7 protein-coding genes are annotated in these 13353 nt (G+C 59.1%); 5 read left to right on the top strand and 2 right to left on the bottom strand.

From position 1 onward, the window contains the following. Window positions 1-467 precede the first annotated feature (467 nt). On the top strand, window positions 468-896 hold the full coding sequence (locus JNN07_02475; GenBank protein ID MBL9166590.1) for a GxxExxY protein: 429 nt from the start codon (window positions 468-470) through the stop codon (window positions 894-896). 410 nt (window positions 897-1306) lie between these two features. On the opposite strand, the gene JNN07_02470 is transcribed toward JNN07_02475, so the two are convergent. Then, window positions 1307-3940: a PAS domain S-box protein gene (locus JNN07_02470; GenBank protein MBL9166589.1), complete on the bottom strand. Its 2634-nt coding sequence runs from the start codon at window positions 3938-3940 to the stop codon at window positions 1307-1309. A gap of 481 nt (window positions 3941-4421) precedes the next feature. On the opposite strand from JNN07_02470, the gene JNN07_02465 reads away from it, so the two are divergent. Next, window positions 4422-4931 carry a hypothetical protein gene (locus JNN07_02465; GenBank protein ID MBL9166588.1) on the top strand — a complete coding sequence of 170 codons (510 nt, stop codon included), beginning with the start codon at window positions 4422-4424 and terminating at the stop codon, window positions 4929-4931. Window positions 4932-5029: 98 nt separating this feature from the next. Next, window positions 5030-5821, top strand: coding sequence for a DUF4197 domain-containing protein (locus JNN07_02460; protein MBL9166587.1), 792 nt, complete (start codon window positions 5030-5032; stop codon window positions 5819-5821). Window positions 5822-5988: 167 nt separating this feature from the next. Here JNN07_02460 and JNN07_02455 read toward each other — a convergent pair whose 3' ends face one another. Beyond that, on the bottom strand, window positions 5989-6963 hold the full coding sequence (locus tag JNN07_02455) for a TIM barrel protein (GenBank protein ID MBL9166586.1): 975 nt from the start codon (window positions 6961-6963) through the stop codon (window positions 5989-5991). A 333-nt stretch (window positions 6964-7296) separates the two neighbouring features. On the opposite strand from JNN07_02455, the gene JNN07_02450 reads away from it, so the two are divergent. Further along, a complete protein-coding gene (locus JNN07_02450) occupies window positions 7297-8964 on the top strand; it encodes a hypothetical protein (protein MBL9166585.1) in 1668 nt (555 codons plus the stop codon). 146 nt (window positions 8965-9110) lie between these two features. Further along, window positions 9111-13322: a lamin tail domain-containing protein gene (locus JNN07_02445; GenBank protein MBL9166584.1), complete on the top strand. Its 4212-nt coding sequence runs from the start codon at window positions 9111-9113 to the stop codon at window positions 13320-13322. The last annotated feature ends 31 nt before the right edge of the window (window positions 13323-13353 follow it).

Genomic DNA, 13353 nt, shown 5'->3' with positions numbered 1-13353 from the left:
AGCCTTATCCGCTCCTGATGAAACATCGGAGAACGTTTCGCGAAATTTCCCATCGAAACCGATACTACAAAAACAGCGTCTTCGGTCCCAAATACCGCATTTCTTCGAAGCGCTAACTAACTGCCATTCAGGTCAGATCCCACTCTTCCGCTCATGCCCATCCCCTCTCCGCGAACTCCGCGCCTCCGCGAGAGATTTGGGGGCCTTTCTTCAGAAGCAGGGGACAAGACTTTTTCTCGCGGAGACGCGGAGAACGCGGAGGAACACCAGTTCTTTAGGAACCGACCGATCAGGCAGATCAACGAGCTCAGAACCGGCTCCTCCATTCATGCCCATCCCTCTCCGCGAACTCCGCGCCTCCGCGAGAGATTCGGGGCCGGGACGTGATTTCAGGGCCGCAACCTCGAGCTTGACGAGGCATAAGAACTTCTCTCGAATGAGACGATCTTAGAAAGGAGGCAGAAGCCATGTTAGAGCTCGATTCAATTACCGGTATTATTGTTAACTCCGCGGTCAAGATCCACCGAGATCTCGGTCCTGGATTGATGGAGTCTGTTTACGAATTGGTCCTGGCTAGGGATCTAGACAAGTGTGGGCTGCAGGTCGAGCGTCAGAAACTCGTCCAATTCGAGTATGATGGGCTCATCATCCACGACGGGTTCAAGGTCGATTTATTGGTCGAGAGTCGTGTTCCGCTAGAACTGAAATCCTTAGAGACTCTAGCACCCGTACACTTCAAACAGATCCTCACCTATCTCAGACTACTCAAGCAGCCAGTGGGCCTATTGATGAACTTTGGAGCTGTGACGATGAAAGAAGGATTACACCGAGTAGTGAACAAACTCGCGGCGTGCGACTCACCAACGCTCAGAGTCAACCAACAACCAGAACGGTAGCAGTTCGATTACAGAGAGATTCGGGACTGTTCCTAAGGATCAGAGGAGAAAAATTACTCTCGCGGAGACGCGGAGGAATACCAGATATTTAGGAAGCGACCGATCGGACAGATCGATAAGGTCAGAACCAGCTCTTCCGCTCATGCCGCCTCCCCTCTCCGCGTTCTCCGCGCCTCCGCGAGAGATTTGGGGGCCTTTCTTCAGAAGCACGGGACAAGACTTTTTCTCGCGGAGACGCGGAGAACGCGGAGGAACACCAGTTCTTTAGGAACCGACCGATCAGCCAGATCAACGAGCTCAGAACCGGCTCTTCCATTCATACCCATCCCCTCTCCGCGAACTCCGCGAACTCCGCGCCTCCGCGAGAGATTTGGGCGTTCTTCAGGGGTAGGAACAAACGCTGCGCGTCCTCAGGCCGCCTTGGCCTGATCGCTGGGGGCTCCGACCGCAATGCGTCGGGGAAGAGGCTGCGGCTCGCTTTCGAGCACTTGACGCACCGCCCGAACGAGCTGCTCAGGCCGATACGGTTTCTGTAGAAAATTGAAGCCTTCCCGGATGCCGGCTACTTCGTTGCCCATGAAGTCTACCGTGTAGCCGCTCATGTAGATGATCCGAAGTTCCGGATTTTTCACCCGCAGCTTTTCCGAAAGCTCCAGCCCGGTCAAACCCTGCGGCATGACCATATCGGTGAGCAAGAGGTCGATCTTGCCAGGATGTTTATCCCAGAGCTCCAACGCCTCAGGTCCATGCTCGGCCAGCACGACGTTGTATCCATACTTTTGCAACACCGCTTCAACCAGCATGCGCAAGCCCAACTCATCCTCCACCACCAGAACCGTCTCACTCCCTCCTCGAATTTCCGCCGGGGATTCCACGTGCGGGTCGGGCTTCTTAGTGGGGGGCAAGGCCAGGGCGGGGATAAAAATTCGGAACAGCGTGCCATTGCCGGGCTGGCTGGTGACATCAATCCACCCGTTGTGCTGAGTCACAACGCCGTAGACCGTCGCCAAGCCCAGGCCTGTGCCTTGACCAAACTCTTTCGTCGTAAAGAACGGCTCAAAGATTCGCTCCAAGGTGGCCTCGTCCATCCCGCACCCGGAATCCATGACGGTCAGGCACACGAAGCGCCCGGGACGGCCCTTGGGATTGTCCCGCACTCCCTCCTCGGTCACTTCCTCGATCGACGTGTCGATGACCAAGGTACCGCCCTTGGGCATGGCGTCGCGCGCGTTCACCACCAGGTTCAAGATCACCTGCTCGAGCATGTTCACGTCCCCTCGAACCGGAGGCAGGTTCTCGTAGCAATGAACGCTCAAATTGATGTTCTCGGTGATCAGGCTGCGCAGCATGTTCGAAAGATTGTGAACCACCGAGTTCAAATCCACTTCCCGCCATTGCCCGACCTGTTTCCGACTGAAGGTCAGCAGCTGTCGGGTCAGGTTGGCCGCGCGCTCCGCGGCACTGGAAACACACTTGATGGACTCCGAGGACTTCTCGGTGTTCACCTGGTCGTTCAACAGCAGGCTGGCATGCCCTTGAACCACCGTCAGAATGTTGTTGAAATCGTGGGCGATGCCCGCCGCCAGCTGCCCCACCGCCTCCATCTTCTGGGACTGACGAAGCTGATCCTCCAGCTTCAATCGCTCCGTGGTGTCCTCCGCCACCATCAGCACACAGTTCTCGCGTCGCAGCTCGAGGGGCTCGGCCGAAATCTGCACATCACGAGCCTCGCCGGAGCGCGTGAGCCAACGGCATTGAAAGTCCCTCACGGACCGATGCACCTCCACCTGCTCAAGCAGCTTGCCTTGGCTTTCCGACGCGAGCCAGAGGTGAATCTCGTCCATGGTCTTCCCCACCACCTCGTGCTCCTCATAGCCGAGCGAGCTGAGGAATCGGCGGTTGACATCAATGAACCTTCCCCCCGCGAGACTGATGATCGCCACGGATGCTGGAGACGCGTGAAAAGCCTTCGAGAAACGCTCTTCGAGTTCGTGCAGGGCCGCTTCGGCAAGCCGGCGATCCGTGATGTCGCGCATGATGAGCGCGACGCAGAGGGGACGATGATTCTCGTGATCGCGCACGAGTACCGCGCTCACTTCGGCAGCCACCCGCCTCGACTCGGGATCCGACGACAGCAGCTCGATCTCTCCCATCCAAGCACCCTGGGCCACCACGGAGCGCAGAATAATATCACGGAAGGCTCCCTTCGAGGACTCACCTTCGATCTGGTCCACCCGGAGCGCGACACTCTGAATTGGGTTCTTTAGTCCCAGCAGCTTGCGTCCGGCATCATTCAGGAAAGTGATCTGTCCCTCGAGGCTGACCAGGGCGATGAAGTCATTGGCATTTTCCACGAGGGACACCAGCTTCTGACGCTCGCCCTCCGCCTGCCGACGATCTTCGATCTCCTTGACGAGCATCTCGTTGGCAAGCGCCAACTCGAAAGTCCGCTCCTGAACACGCTCCTCGAGTTCAACGTGAAATTCGCGCAGGGCACCCTCGGCTTGGGTCCGCTGAGTCACTTCCTCGACTAGAGCCTGGTTGGCACGCGACAGCTCCTCGGTGCGTTCTCGAACGCGTTTCTCGAATGCGGCGACCGCCTCGTCTCGATCGGCCTCCAACATCTGACGCTGTTCCACCTCTTTCACCAGCCGCAGTTCGCAGGCTTCCAGCCGGGTCTCGAGTTTGGAACGCTCGAGCGCAACATCGCTCAGCTGCTGCAAAACCCGCGCAAAGATCGAGTCCAGATGCGCGGCGGCCTGAGCGACTTCGTCAGAACCCGCGAGCTGCGAGCGCAAACGGTAGTCACCGTCGCGATCAATGGCTTGGAGGTGCGAGATGAGCTGATTCAGCCTTTCGGCGGCCAGATGGCGAACAAGCTGCCCCACCAGGGCGGCGCTGCCGGCCGACAGCACGAGCACCAGCGAGACCGATTTGAGCCAGCCCAGTGTCGAGCTCGGCCCTGAGATCAGCCAAAGCGCCAGGCTCACCGTTACCGCCACGATGGAACTGGAGCCAACCAACAGTCTAAGGTTTGAGTTCATTCCCAACCAGGAGCCGAACACGCTGCGCGAGAGGCAAACTCCGGACGAAACAGGATCGGAGGAGCTTGCACCCCACGGAAGTCCTTCAGTCGACAACTCACCTGATCATAAAGCAGGAAACCAGCCATCCCACCGCCGACGAACACGAACGGGCAAGAGCCAAGGATGGAGCAGGATAGCTATCCCATCTCCTCATCAGGACGTGCCATAAACATCGAACCAAACACTCCGATACCCAAATGCCCGCCCGTGTTCGTCGGTGGTGATGAAGCCGTCTCAAGCATTCCAAAATACCGGCCGAAACGAGTGATGGTGAGTCACCGCCACCGGTCCCGACCTCAACGCATGAATCTTTTCCATTCTCACCGCGCCTATTTCCTCTTATTGTTCGGCACCGGCACCCTAAATCTGTAGTTGCCCACCGTTCGGGCGGCAGGGAAAAACAGGAATACAGGCCGCGGGTGCTCACTAGAAATCCAGTATGCTTTCGCACGAATTATTTGGCCGCATGGCCGTTGGCACCGCCACCGAGATCGTTGAGTTCGCCTATGAGACCGACAAGAAGCTCTATCGAGCTGTCTTGGAAGCGGTTGCATCGTTTAGAAAACTGCGACCGGTGTTCTTGGAGCGCCAGTCGAGGGCCGAACGGAACCCGACCTTCATCGGCGCCTTGAAGCGTCCGGAGATGGGGTTAATCGCTGACAACCTCATACGCCACTGGCTCTTAGAGAAGCACTCTTCGATGCTGGCCGAGTTCCTGACCAGCCTCGGGATCGCCAATAACAAAGGGGTCGTCGAACAGCTGCCCAGCTCGGTCGGAGACGCGCCATTGAAGTCAGCCGTGGACGCCCTTTTGGCGAAGTACCCGGCCGATGCCGTAACCATTTACCTCAACGCCTTCAATCAGTTTAACCAGGCGGGATGGGAAAACCTCGACGCCCAGCTTAAACAGGATCAGCGTCTCCAGCTGAACGGGGATGGCGGCAAGTAGAGGTGGGTTCGACCAGCCTCGAAGCGTTCCGCCTTCCGCGCCCCGGTAGCAAGTGTTGCCGGCTCCGCAGAATTAGCACCGTTTTGAGTGTGTGTCTTATGAATACTGTCCCATTTCGAGCCACGGTACGCTCCCGAGCCATGTCCCTCCTGGTCGGCGTTCTGAGCCTGGCAGCCGGCCTCAATGCGCAACGGGCGGAGGCTCAATCGGACTTTTTCCGGCGTTTGGGGCTAGGTGGGGGATCCAAGTCGGCTTCGCAAGCAGCAGTGGGAGCTTTGGACGACTCCCAAGTCATCACCGGTCTCAAGGAGGCCCTGGCCAAAGGTGTGCAACAGGCTGTGACCAACCTCGGACGCAGTGACGGGTTTCTTCGTGACCTCGAGGTAAAGATTCCGCTGCCGGATGCGGTGAAAAAGGCCGAACGATCGTTGCGGTTCTTGGGGCAGGACCAGCTCGTGGACAACTTTATCACCACCATGAACCGGGCGGCCGAGCAAGCGACACCGCAAGCCGCCGAAGTTTTGGCGTCCAGCATTCGGCAGCTGAGTGTGGCAGACGCCCAATCCATCCTTCGCGGGACCAACAACGCAGCCACTCAGTACTTCAGGCGCACCAGCGAAACCAACCTCTACGCCAAGTTTCTGCCAATTGTCCAGCAGGCCACGGCCTCCGCCGGCGTCACCAGCGCCTACAAACAAATGGCCGGACAGGCGGGACCCATGCTGAGCATGCTCAATCGCGACAACCTCGACTTGGACGGGTATGTCACTCGCAAGGCTTTGGACGGACTCTTCCTCAAGATGGCGCAAGAGGAGAAACGCATTCGCGAAAACCCACTGGCTCGCACCACGGATGTGCTGAAGAAAGTTTTCGGTTCGGTCGCTCCCTAGCAGCAAGGAATAGCCGCCAACAACACTCTCCCGTGGTAGGGCGCCGGTGAATGCTCCTCCGTTAAGCCGGGATCACTCACGCAACGCAAACGCCACCCATGCATCGCCGGTCGGGCCACCTAACTTGCCGCCTCCGGATGCCGCGATGACCACATACTGCTTCCCATTCACCTGGTAGGCTGTGGCTCACGCCAACTGCGTGGGGTGGGTTTGGGCCCTGCCGGCTTCCCGTGCAATTGCGGCACCAGCCATTCAAGCCCCTCCAGGTTGTCTAATAGCCTCGCCTCCGCATCCTCGTCCGTGTGGTTGAGAATGCCGATGGGTCCCGACCAGCCACTCGACTCGATCGCCTGGAGCAGCGACAGATCCAGATCACCCTGCCCAAGCGGAAGAATCTTTTTCCCTTTCCGGTCGCCCTCCGCCGTCATTCCATTGAGATTTAAGGCGAGGAGGTAGGGCTTCATGCGCTCGAGAAGTTGTGGAAAGCTCGCCAGATGGTCATGCCCATGGTGCTGGTTGTAGACAATTCCAACGTTCTTCAACCCGAGCGCCTGAATGATCGCAATCTGGTTGTCCGGCTCGCCAAACCATCCTCCGTGGTTGTAGAGAGCCACGCTGCATCCGATCTCTGCCGCGGCCAGAGCGATGGGACGCAGACGCCTGACTTCAGCGGCTACCTTCGCCCGCTGCTCCTCCGGGGTTTTGCTGGCCGTTCCCCCGCCAGTCACCCACAGCTGAGCCCGGATGCCGTGGCGTCGCAGCACCTCCAGGATGTTCTTGGCTTCGGCATTGAGCTCGGTCGGAAACCACCAGGCGAGCAGCTGGACCTGATGGCGTTTCAGCGCCTCCATCTCAGCGTCGAACGTGGGAATGTGTTCAGCTCGATAGTCATAAGCCAAGCGCTTGACGCCCATCTTCTCCAACATGGCGGCCCGCTCCTCCGGTCCGCGCTTCCGGGAATCAAAGGGCACGATGCACCACGCGACCAGATTCGACCGAGCGTAAAGACCCGAGGCCACCGCGGCGGGCAGTCGTAGCGGGAATGAAGCCCAGCAAAGGCCGACGCAGAGCAGGGAGAGGAGAGTTGGATAGAGAGAGGAGGCCCGTAATGAAAGTGCTGTGGATCGCGTGGTAACTCGCATCACTAGCCACTACCGTCCGGTTTGATTTCAGGCAAGCGGGATCGGAGAAGCAGGAGTTCCCCTCTCCGTGATCAGCCCGAGCCTGCCGGGGAACACAACCTTCCCATTGCGTCTTGACCGAAAGGGCCAACCAGTGGAGATTAACGATATTATTTCCCATTTTGCCGTTCAGGTTGTATGAGTTCGAGCCATAATCCAATCCCGTGTTCAGTCATGCCTAAAGCTGGATAGGGTCCAGCGGCGCTCAGTTGCGTTTGCTATACCGAGCTGATGCCCACCTTTTGGACAGATCAGACGGCAGATGCGACATCAGCGGGATTGAACCTAAGTCATATGAAGTATAGTAGATGTGGGCAGCTTGTTGGCGAATCGACTCGAGGTGTTGTTCGCTTGCTAGGGCTGTCAGCCTTGGGAACGGTGCTCGCGAGAGCGGATGTGCCCCCTTTGGCGGAGGAAAGCGGATTGCAACCCAAAACTCCTACCCTTTACCTAAATCCCCCCGGCTCCGGAGAACTCCCGCTGAACAACGGGAGAGTCCAGGGCATTGGGATTGGTATCGGTAGCAATGGCAACGTTATGGTGGGCTGGGAGGACGATGGCGCCGACCTCACCGACTATCGAGGCGTCTGGATGCTTATCGATCCCAATGGATCCGTACTAACCCCCGAGGCGGCGATCCCATCGCTGGTAACCCCGTCGATCAATATATTCTCCAGATACCGCGCGTTCTTCCGCCAGAATGAGAGTCCTACCCCAGCGAACACAGCTTACGGCCCGATCATCAAGGCCAACCTCTTTGGAGATGGACTCGGATTCGGTGCCACCGCGTTCTCACTCGGGCTCGAGATCGCCGAATTGGCTCAAGTCAATTTCCAAGCATCACTCGGCGGGGCCGCTGGCGAGTTCACAGCAGTGCAGCTGGTCGACAACGAAGGACAACCCTCCGCGGAGACGCTATCGGGTTATAGCGAGCTGGATGCGGATCGGCCAGGTGACGTTCGCAGCGGCGACTGGGACTTTCTGTCAAATGGAAACCTGGTGATTGTCTCAGAGAGTCGCCAAGCACAGGATTTGGTAGAGCTATTTGGCGGCGAAATTCCCGCCAATCATGCGGCTTTCCGCATTCTCAAACCCGATGGCACGGTGGTGAAACCGCTGACCTTGGTAGGAGAAACCCCAGTAAAGACGGAACTCTGGCAGGGTGTAGGTGTCACGAAGGACGGGTTCGCTGTTCGCTTCGCCAAAGGTACGACCGGCCGCGCCACCGTGCGGCTGTTCAAAAACGACGGCACGCCAGTCACCGGAGATATCGACCTCGGAACCCTCGCCGGCTCGGAGATCTACGCCACGGGCGGTCGCGGTGACAGCGTCGGCTTCCACGGCAATGGCAACGATGCCTACGTGGTCGTGGCTAAGACCCGGGACCCTGATCCGGAAATCAATGTGAACACCCCCTACGTGATGGTGATCAATGCCGATGGGACGCTCCGCTACGCCCGAAAGGTTGCGGATGACTTTCCGAAAGCCAACACCGCGCGCGTTGACGCTGCGATGACTCCGGATGGCCGGGTGGTCGTAGCCTTCGATGGTAGCCAGTTCTCCACCACCCGCCTGGTTCAAGCGCGCTTGTTCAACGCCGACGGCAGTCCGATGAGCCCAACCTTCCTGGTGAGCGAAAAGGAAACCCCCACCACGGCTACGAGCGATTCTCGCCACCCCCGTGTCGCCTGGCGTGGAAACCAGATAGCCATTGCCTGGGAGAGCACAAGCTTTCCTAACGTATCGTCCCGCGTGGTGGCCCTCCGCATCTTTGAGCTGGCAGGAAACCGGACCACCCTGGACTTCAGGGTCATGGGTGGGGACATGACTCTAACTTGGGAAGGTGGTGGCGCGCTCCAAAGCTCGACCGATCCTGGCGGTCCATGGCAGGACGTGCCCGGAGCGAGCAGCCCCTTTGCGATCCGAATGACCTCAGACCACAATTATTTTAGGGTAAGGTAAACGATGTCGAGTCACCCCAGGCATGTTGACCAAGGAACTTCAACGTAACCTCCGTATGAACCTCATCCACCGAACCTCGTTGGCTCCCTGACCGCGTGGTGCGTTCTGGATGCCCCCTTTCACCTCTTTTCAAATCAAACGCGCCTATGATTTCCACGCATTGCGCCATCTTCAGCCTTGGCTTACTCCTGTCCGCTGCTTCCGCGACGGCGGGCGTCATCATCAACGAGATTCACTACCACCCGGTGGAGGAGGCCGTGTTCGACACCAACGGGCTTCCCGTGCTGGATCTGAGCGAGGACGTGCATGAGTTCATCGAACTGCACAACACCGGCACGACGGCGGTGGACCTCAGTCGCTGGCACTTCGACAGCGGGGTTTTGTTCACTTTTCCCAACGGCAGCGTCATCGGCCCTTCGGGTTTTGTCGTGGTCGCGAAAGCGCCGTCCCGCCTGACGGCGCTGAGCGCCTACCCGAGTCTAGCAGGCGCCGTCTACGGCCCCTACTCCGGCACACTGGCCAACGGGGACGGAGAGACCGTCCGCCTCAAAGACGGCGCCGGAGCCATCCAAGACGCGGTTCCCTATGGGGCCACTTTTCCCTGGGCCGTAGGAGCAGATGGCTTTGGTGCGTCGGAGCGCTGGACTGGCATCAATCCGTTGGACTGGCAGTACCGTGGGCGTTCGCTGGAACGCGTCAGCGTTAGCCATCCCTCGGCCGACCCAGCAAACTGGCTGGCTTCCCCCTTTCCCGGGAATCCCAGCCCGGGAAAACCCAACGCGGTCACCCGCGCCACACCCCTGCCCCTGCCCACCCGCGTGCGTCTCGCACAGGTGGACACGGAAGCTTTCCCCATTCAAGCCGGCAAACCGGCCAGAGTTGAGATCACGCTTTCCGGCACCAACGAGCTGGGCAAGGTTCGCGTCGACTACTTCGTGGATGAGATCAATCGGACCAACGAGACCATCAACTCCGTCGAGATGTCGGGCACATCGAGCCAACTGAGCGCGACACTCCCCGGCTTCGCTCCACGAAGCATCATTCGCTATCGGATCATGGCCCAACGAACCACCGCCGATCTGGGCAACTTCGAACAGCGAATCCTGCCCCGCGAGGATGACCCTTTTGCCTGGAACGGATTCTTCGTGGTCACCAACCGAACGTCCCCAACCGACGCCTACGACCTGTTCGCCTCTACCAACACGCTCACCCAATTGGTCAAGAACCAGCAGGACAACCCGGGCCAGGGCTGGAATCCACCCCTCGGGACCAAGCCTATCGGCCGATTCAACCTGACGGAGCCCGCGGTGCTCGCCTACCGAGGAGAGATCTACGACGTGGAAATCCGCCACAGCGGGAGTTTCTATCGGCGTGATTTCTCACGCAACTCGTTCAAGGTGGAACTGCCCGCTTACAAGAAGCTGGCCGGCCACAACACCATACTGATCCTCGACAAAGGGACAGAAAACATGTTCGGCCACCAACTGTTCGAGGCACTCGGATTCCCCACCGTTCGAACCCGCATTGTGGACTTGTATCTCAACAACCAGGGAAGAGTCAGCCGCATCGAGTTCGAGGAGAACGACGAGGAGATGCTGCAACGCTGGGCCGACGCCGAGAAGGTACAAAATCCGGATCAACCGAAACCCGGGACCGGACTTCTCTACAAGGCCAGCGGCTTCCAAGTGCTGGGACCGTTCGGGCCGGCCGATGGTTCAGTCTTACCGCCCAACGAGGGGTGGACTCCTTTGGAACGTTATGAGTGGGTCTACTCCACGAAGAACGAGGACTGGGAAGGCTACGTCCCGCTGAAGTCGATGATTGACGAAATGTGGGCCGCTCGTGGGCCCTTGCCCGCCACGGATATCCCGGCTCTCCGGGCTTATCTGACCGCCAAGTGGGATGTCGCTCGAACCATTGACTACGTGGCGATTCGCGCGTGGATGAGCGTTCGGGATGATACCTACCATAACCACATGGAGTGGAGGCAATCCAACGGTCTATGGACCATGGTGCCTTGGGATTTCGACGGTGAGTTGACCGAGGTGACCAGTTCCATCTTCAATGGCGAGAACGGAAACTGGTTCAAAGACAATATTTTCAAGGCATTCCGGGAGGAATACAAACAACGTCTGTGGTGGCTGAACAACACGGCGTTGCATCCCGACACCCTGGCCGCCAACGGGCTGACCCATGCCAACCTGATCACCTATGCGCCCGCACGTCAGCAATCCATCAATGACCAGACGTTCGGAACCTTCCATCGCCCCAAGCGTCCGGTCAACGTCTCTCCCACGGGAGGTGAATCGGTGGTGGGCCCGGCGTCGCTCGTGAGCAGCGCCTACGAGCACAGCCTGGCTTCAGGCTCCGCCCACACAGCTACCTACTGGGAGATCCGGGCAGAAAACGGAAGCTATCGATTTCCGGTTTTCGCGCAGACGAGCCAAGTCGCTCGCACGTCCATAGCCATCCCCTTCGCACAGCTGGAGCCCGGCCGGCAGTATTTCTGGAGAGTCGTTCACCTCGATGGCGAGGGGCATCCCTCCATCGTTTCTCAGGAGTCCTCCTTCCGCTACGGGGGTAACTTTCGCCGACTCCAGCTGATCGGCATCGACGACTCCTGGAAGTACGACGACTCGGGAACCAACTACACGAAGGTGTGGAGGGAAAATGCCTTCGATGACTCCTCTTGGAAGCAGGGCGCAGGGCTGTTCGGGGTCAGCACGTCCACGCTGACCGCCCCCATCAAGACTCCCCTCCCCCTGGGCTTTCGCACGTACTACTTCCGGAAAAGTTTCACTCTCCCGGCCGATCCCCAAAAGGTAACCCTCCGCGTCCGACACTATCTCGACGATGGAGCGGTATACTATTTGAACGGAGCGGAGGCCCTGAGAGTGAACGTGTCCGCGTTCTTCCCGATCGGCGCCCTCCCACCCACTCAGACGGCCTCACGCGATATTCCCGATGCCACGTTCGAACTCCCGCTGAATCTTCCCACCACCAACCTGGTGACGGGTGAAAACCTCATCGCCGTTCAAGTCCACCAACGCGCCAACGCCAGCCCGGATGTGGTGTTCGGTGCGCAACTCGAGGTCACCGTGGAAACCGGGACAGGAACAGTCCGGCTTAATGAGTTGATGGCGTTCAACCAAACCGCGATCCAACACGGCGCCACTCATCCCAACTGGATCGAGCTGGTCAACGCCTCCAACGAAACGGCCGATCTTGCCGGGACAGCTCTCACGATCGATCCCGCCACACCCGCCCAATACGTTTTCCCCGCGGATACTCTGCTGGGGCCGAAATCTCATCTCGTCGTCTGGTGCAACCCTCCCGACCGTCCCGCTGGATTCATCGCCCCCATCCAGCTTAGCCCCGGCGGAGGGGGAATCTGGCTTTATTCTCCCGACGGCCAAGGAGGCTGGATCCAGCAGGACTCGATCCGCTACGGACTGCAGCCTCCGAACTATTCGATCGGCCGGATTGCGGATACCGAGGGAGTCTGGACTCTCACCCACCCCACCCCGGGGCAGGTCAATCAGTCGCAGGCGCTGGGCAGTCTCGAGGCCGTGCGCGTCAACGAGTGGATGGCCAATCCGAGTTCCGGGCCCGACTGGTTCGAGCTCTTCAATCCCCAACTGGCAGCGGTGGCTGTGTCCGGCTGCTATCTGAGTGACTCCGCGAATCAACCCACCAACACTCAGTTGCCGGCGCTCAGCTTCCTCGCCCCCTGGTCATTTACTCGTTTCCAGGCTGACAGCGATCCGGAACAGGGAGCTGACCACGTCCGCTTCCGGCTCAGTGGCAGTGGCGAGTCAATCCTGCTTTATGATCCGGCCGGCAAACTGGTTGACTCCGTCACTTTCGGTCCTCAGACGGACGGCGTTTCCGAAGGACGCCGGCCGGACGGCTCCAGCACGATTCAAAAGCTCGTCATCGGCGGAACCCCGGAACGCACCAATCGCGGCGACGTCGACTCGGACGGCCTGCCCGATGACTGGGAAGCTCAGTATGGATTCAGCACCGCCACCGACGAATCTAGAATCGACTCGGACTTGGATGGCACTAGCAACTACTTAGAATTCCTGGCAGGCACCGATCCGCGGAACCCCGCAAGCGTCCTCGCCCTGACCGCATTGAGCGAGGGGGATCCAGGATCCCCGCAACTCCTCCTACAAGCATCCCTAGTACCTGGCAAGGTCTATGAGCTACAACGACGGCAGAGCCTGGAGCAAGGTCCGTGGGAGGTTCTTGAGACCGTGGCACCCACCTCGTCTGAACCACAGTTGCGCCGCACATTCCCTCTGGATCCTGGCAGCGTGGGAACGTTTTACCGGCTCATCCTGAAGCAGGGTTGATGATGGATGGGGCGCGATCCGCAACTGAACT

The organism is Verrucomicrobiales bacterium (genome assembly GCA_016793885.1).
Lineage (GTDB): Bacteria > Verrucomicrobiota > Verrucomicrobiia > Limisphaerales > UBA11320 > UBA11320.
This window is presented reverse-complemented; position numbering and strand designations above follow the sequence as displayed.